The following is a 4,935-nucleotide window of genomic DNA, read 5'->3' on the forward strand; positions in this document are numbered from 1 at the left end:
CGCTAGGCCCTAGGATTCCCGCGTGGCTGAGCTGACCTTCTGGACCGGGACGATGGACGCGGGGAAGTCGACCCTCGCGCTGCAGACCAACCACAATCACGCGACCCGCGGCAGGCGCGGCCGGATCTTCACCGCGCACGACCGCTCCGGGGAGGCGGCGGTGACCTCGCGCCTGGGCCTGACCCACGACGCGATCGAGGTGACCGACGACTTCGACTTCTGGAGGTACGTCGTCGAGGCGCTGACCCATGGCGGGCGGGTCGACTACCTCATCTGTGACGAGGCGCAGTTCTACACCCCCGACCAGATCCAGGCGCTGGCCAAGATCGTCGACGAGCTGCAGATCGACGTGTTCTGCTTCGGCATCCTCACCGACTTCCGCACCCGGCTGTTCCCCGGCGCGGCCCGTCTGGTCGAGCTCGCCGACCGCACCGAGGTGCTCCAGGTCGAGGCGCTGTGCTGGTGCGGCAAGCGAGCCACGCACAACGCCCGGGTCGAGGACGGGGTCATGGTCACCGAGGGCGATCAGGTCGTCGTCGGCGACACCGACGAAGCGCCCAGCGCCGTCTCCTACGAGGTGCTGTGCCGTCAGCACCACCGCCGCCGGCTGACCGCGGCCCGGGCGCAGTCGGTCTCCCTGACGCCCGAGCCGCTGCCCTTCGGCTGACCGCTTCCAGCGGGTCAGCGGTTGAGCGTCGGCATGGGTATGTCGGCGTACCTCGTGCCGACGGGGGTGCTCTTGGTGTCGAGCTGGACACCGGGGCGGCCGTTCTCGACGACGTACGTCGCGCGCGTGGAGATCGGCGCGCCCGGGCGCTGGACGTACGGCACGACCCGGAAGTCGCTCGAGAGCTCCTCGGGCGTGACCTTGACGCGTACGTAGCCGCGCTGGCCGTTGAAGAACTTCAGGTGGTCGTTGGCCCGCAGCAGCGCCTCGCCGCCGGTGGTCATGTCGGCGCCGTCGCCGCCGCTGGTCACCGACGTGCCGACGAACTCGCTGCCCACGACCGCGGAGCCCGGGTCGTCGTAGTCGGCGAGCAGGTTGGAGGCGTAGTTCTGGTGCCGGTCGCCGGTGATGACGACCAGGTTGTCCACGCCGGCGGTGCGAGCGCCCTCCAGGAGCCGGTTGCGGTTGGCGATGTAGCCGTCCCACGGGTCCATGTAGAGCGTCTTGGCAGCGGTCTCGTCGAGATCGGTCTCGGCCATCGGCGCCTGGTTGGCCAACACCTGCCAGCGGGCTCGCGACTGGCGCCAGTTGCGCTGCAGCCACTTCTCCTGACGGGCGCCCATCAGCGAGCGTGAGGGGTCGTAGATGTCCGGGGTCAGCTCCGGAGAGGCCGGGTCGGAGCCGTCGGCGTAGGCCTGGTCGTCGCGATACTGCCGGGTGTCGATCACGTTGAAGTCGACCAGGTCGCCGTAGCGCAGCTGCCGGTAGATCTGCATGTCCGCCCCAGCGGGAAGCGAGCTGGCCCGGAACGGCAGGTGCTCGTAGTAGGCCTGGAACCCGGCCGTACGCCGCGGTGTCCACAGGCCGCCCTTGGACTGGCTCGACTCCTCGGGGACGTCGTCGGCCCAGTTGTTCTCGATCTCGTGGTCGTCGGGTGCGACCACGAAGGCGTGGGCGGCGTGGGCGGCGATCAGGTCGGGGTCGGACTTCCACAGGCCGTACTGCAGCCGGTAGCGCGGCAGGTCGGTGGTCTCGCCGGCGAAGGCGCTGTCGACGGGTACGTTGCGGTCGCCGCCGTTGGCGTTGATGCCGTACTCGTAGTGGTAGTCGCCCAGGTGGAAGACGACGTCGACGTCCTCCTCGGCGAGGTGCTGGTAGGCGGTGAAGTAGCCGGCGTCCCACTTGGCGCACGAGGCGAACGCGAAGGTGACCTCGGCGAGCTTCGCTCCGTACGCCGGGGCGGTCCTGGTGTGGCCGATGGGGCTGACCTCGCCGGCGGCGGAGAACCGGTACCAGTAGTCGCGACCGGGCCGCAGGCCCCACACCTCCGGGTGGACCGAGTGACCCAGCGCCGCCGTGGCGGTGACCGTGCCGGACTTGACGACCTTGCGGAAGCCCGGGTCCTCGGCGATCTGCCACCGCACCCGGACCGGCTCGGGCGGCATCCCACCGAGGCCGTCGGGTGCGAGCGGCTCGGGGGCGAGGCGGGTCCAGAGAACCACCGAGTTGGGGAGCGGGTCGCCGGAGGCGACGCCCAGGGTGAACGGGTAGCCGGGGAGGGTCGTCGCCCTCCTGGGTGTCACAGCGTCGGCGGGGATCGAGCCGGTCCCGAGCATCACGGCTGCGGTCACCGCCGATCCGGTGACGAGCGTACGTCGGCTCAAGGCGGCGGTGGCGGGCAGGAGCATCGAGGCCTCCGAGAAAGGGGTGGGAGAGCTGCCTCCAGCCACTTCATCGGCGGCGTGTGAACGTCGCCCGACCCCTGTCCGACTCTGGCCGGTCGGGTCACCAACGCGTCACGGACCGGCCGATGGCCGGTCCGTGAACGGGATCACACGGTTGAGGGTGTGTCTTACTCCTGCTTGCCGCCGCCGAACATGATCTCGTCCCAGCTCGGCACCGAGGCGCGCTTGCGGCGCGACGAGGTCTTCTTCGCGGGCTTCTGCGGCTCGCTGGCCGGCGCAGCCTGGTCCGGCGCAGCCTGGTCCGGCGCTGCCTGGTCGGGCGCTGCCTGGTCGGGCGCTGCCTGGTCGGGCGCGGCCGCGGGGGCTGCTGCCTCGGCCGCGGGCTCCGCGACCGAGGCGGTCTCGGGCTCGGCCGGGACGGCCTCCTGCTTGCCGGTCGGCTCCTCGTCTCCGAGGAACGCCTCGAGGGGCATGTCGACACCGACCGAGGCCCGCTTGGACGACTTGGCGGGCTTGGTTGCCGGGGGAGGGCTCGTCGGAGCCGGGGCAGGTGCGGCCGGGGTCTGCGCGGCCGAGCCCTTTGTCATCGAGCCCTGTGCCCGACGCCGGCGGGCGGCCAGCATGTCGTCGGTCACCGGCTCTGGCTCGGCGGCTGGAGCCGGGGCGTCGATCTTCTCGCCGGTCAGCCAGCGAGCGTCGTCGTTGTCGAGCTCGACGTAGTTGCCGGGGGCGTCGTAGGTCAGCTCGGCGATCCCGGAGCGGTCCGCGGTCTCGTACTCACCGGTCAGCTTCCAGCGCCCGTCGGGGCGTCGGTAGGAGTCCCAGCTGACCGACTCGGGGTCGATGTACATGCTCTGGAAGTGGGCCGCGACGGCCTGTCCCAGGGTGCGGGCGGTGCTGGGGGCCTCCTCGCCCGGCCTGCGACGGACGGAAGCCTGCTGGGCACGCTGCGCCATGTGCTCGCGCTCGGCGAGGACGGGGCCGGCGAAGGCCAAGATCTTCTCGACCGTGGTGCCGGCGACAGCGGCGACCTCCTCGGCACTCTCGCCCGCACGGATGCGGGTCTGGATGTCACGGGGCCGCAGGCTGCTGCTCGGTGTCTTGTTCACGGTTTGCTCCGATCGGCGGGTCGACACAGCCTCGAGTGCTGCACGGAGACGGTCGTCGATGTCGGCGGTGTATTCACGCTCCGCGTCATCCACGAAGAGCATGCGCTTGCCGTCGTCACTGACCGAGATCAGCCGAAGAAGGACGGGTCCAGCTTCGTCCGGAGCCAGCTCATCGAGCTGGCCCGGAGTCAGGGGCAGTTCTTCGGCTGACATCCTCTTCTCAATTCTAAAGCGGTTATGACGACCCTACGCCACAGAGGTGCATCGTATTGGGTGCGTTCGCGGCGCGCCCACGCCATTTGGGAATTATGGGATGTGCGAGGCGAACATTCTGGGGTGGACCAGACGCTGACCCTCATCACCCTCGACCTGGTCGGGTGTTTCGTCTTCGCGCTCTCCGGCGGCCTGGTGGCGGTCCGTAAGGAGCATGACATCTTCGGAGTGCTCGTCCTCGCGTGCGTCACCGGCCTCGGTGGCGGGTTCCTGCGTGATATGGCGATCGGGGCTACGCCGGTGGCCGCGCTGTCGGACTGGCGCTATCTGGTGGTGCCGATGACCGCCGGTCTGCTGACGTTCTACTTCCACCCCGCACTCGGCCGGCTCGAGCCGCTGGTCAACGTCTTCGACGCTCTCGGACTGGGGCTCTTCGTCATCGCGGGTGCGGTCAAGGGACTCGACTACGGCCTCTCGCCGCTCGCCGCGGCGATCATGGGGCTGGCCACCGGAGTCGGTGGCGGCGTGATCCGCGACGTGCTCGCCGGCCGGGTCCCGATCGTCCTGCGCCGCAGCGTCTTCTATGCGATCCCCGGCTTCGCCGGCGCCTCGGTCACCGCCTTCGGCCTGTACTTCGAGCTGTCGCCGCCCTTGGTCATGGCGGTGGCCTTCGTGCTCTGTGCCGGGTGGCGACTGCTGGCCATGTGGCGCCACTGGGAAGCGCCGCTGCCGCGGGGGTCGGCCTCGGTCTGACGGGTTCGGCCGGTCCGGCGTGGGTAGGTCGGTGGTCGGAGCAGCAGGGGATCTGGTGGCGTGCCTCGAAGGGAACCAGGCCGTCGGCGGACCTCTGGACCAGGAGCACACAGCGCCCCTCGCGCCACACGGGCCGGGCGAACCCGGTGAGGTCCAGGGTGTCCCCGGGGCCGAGCTCGAGCCCGGCCAGCCCCTCCACGGCGTCGACGACGCTGCCCGCCTCGACCCGCTCCACCGTCGTCACGGTCTCGATCCGGGTGCGTCCCGGATAGCGCGCCAACCGCCCGGCACTGCGCGCGGCGGCCTCGTCGATCGCGGGGGAGTCGAGGGTGACGTACGCCTGCGGCAGCTGGTCCGCGAGACGTGCGGTCAGCTCCTCGACCGCCGGGCCGTCCGGCCAGTCCAGGACGGCTATGAGGCGGGCGGTCGGCTCGCGCACGACATGGGTGCTGATGACGTACGCATCCTCCTCCCGCCCCGCGCCGAGCACCTCGTCCAGGCGATGGAC

4 protein-coding genes and 1 pseudogene are annotated in these 4,935 nt (G+C 70.6%); 2 read left to right on the forward strand and 3 right to left on the reverse strand.

The window, feature by feature from the left end; all coding sequences use genetic code 11:
• Positions 1-22 precede the first annotated feature (22 nt).
• A complete protein-coding gene (locus ACRDPS_RS24385) occupies positions 23-667 on the forward strand; it encodes a thymidine kinase (protein ID WP_431504263.1) in 645 nt (214 codons plus the stop codon).
• A 14-nt stretch (positions 668-681) separates the two neighbouring features.
• On the opposite strand, the gene ACRDPS_RS24390 is transcribed toward ACRDPS_RS24385, so the two are convergent.
• Entirely contained in the window at positions 682-2,355 is a 1,674-nt protein-coding gene (locus ACRDPS_RS24390; RefSeq protein WP_431504264.1) for an alkaline phosphatase D family protein, read from the reverse strand.
• A 164-nt stretch (positions 2,356-2,519) separates the two neighbouring features.
• A complete protein-coding gene (sepH, locus tag ACRDPS_RS24395; RefSeq protein WP_431504265.1) occupies positions 2,520-3,674 on the reverse strand; it encodes a septation protein SepH in 1,155 nt (384 codons plus the stop codon).
• 123 nt (positions 3,675-3,797) lie between these two features.
• Here sepH and ACRDPS_RS24400 point away from each other — a divergent pair, with 123 nt between their 5' ends.
• A complete protein-coding gene (locus ACRDPS_RS24400; RefSeq protein WP_431504266.1) occupies positions 3,798-4,427 on the forward strand; it encodes a trimeric intracellular cation channel family protein in 630 nt (209 codons plus the stop codon).
• Here the strand turns inward: ACRDPS_RS24400 and ACRDPS_RS24405 are convergent.
• Positions 4,330-4,935 (reverse strand): annotated as a pseudogene (locus ACRDPS_RS24405) (hypothetical protein); the annotation flags it as partial. The gene ACRDPS_RS24400 and the pseudogene ACRDPS_RS24405 sit on opposite strands and share 98 nt — an antisense overlap.

It is taken from the genome of Nocardioides sp., from assembly GCF_050699375.1.
Classification (GTDB): Bacteria; Actinomycetota; Actinomycetes; order Propionibacteriales; family Nocardioidaceae; genus Nocardioides.

What these genes read in the sequence shown, in the direction of transcription:
- ACRDPS_RS24390 (WP_431504264.1), bottom strand. Translation starts at nt 2,355, where the DNA reads ATGCTCCTGCCCGCCACCGCCGCCTTGAGCCGACGTACGCTCGTCACC.
- sepH (WP_431504265.1), bottom strand. Translation starts at nt 3,674, where the DNA reads ATGTCAGCCGAAGAACTGCCCCTGACTCCGGGCCAGCTCGATGAGCTG.